The organism is Cellulomonas sp. P4_A2 (assembly GCF_056402515.1).
In genome coordinates this window covers 1-385 of the sequence record NZ_JBFUHG010000184.1, presented here as the reverse complement: position 1 = coordinate 385, position 385 = coordinate 1, and the positions used below count along the sequence as shown (strand labels likewise).

The following is a 385-nucleotide window of genomic DNA, read 5'->3' as shown; positions in this document are numbered from 1 at the left end:
GCTCTGGCCCGCGAACGGCTGCTGCCCGATCCCGGACCCGAGCGGGCCGGGGACGGCCTGCCGGTGCTCCTCGACGGTGATCCGTCCGTCGCCGCCCGGCCCGAAGGCCCTCCGTACAACCTGCTCACCGTGTTCACCCCGATCGGCTGCTCGGCGGGCGACTCCGAAGGGCTGAAGCCGGAGCTGGAGTCCGCTGTTCCGCTGGTCGCCCGGGGCAGCTCGGTGGTGCTGACCGGATGGGGTCCGCCCGAGCGGTGTGCCACTGCGGCGGTGCTGCGGGTGGCGACGCGGCTCGGTGACGAGGTGCGTGCGCCCCGCGCGGGCGGCTGGCGCCCGGCGCGCCGGGACGATCTGGAGGAGGTCGCGTTCCGGGTCGGGCTCAATC

General features: G+C 75.6%; 1 protein-coding gene. It reads left to right on the top strand.

What is annotated here, in order from left to right; all coding sequences use genetic code 11:
* Nucleotides 1-385, top strand: a 385-nt coding sequence (locus tag AC1DUE_RS20645) for a hypothetical protein (RefSeq protein ID WP_477041266.1), incomplete at both ends; no start/stop codon positions are given.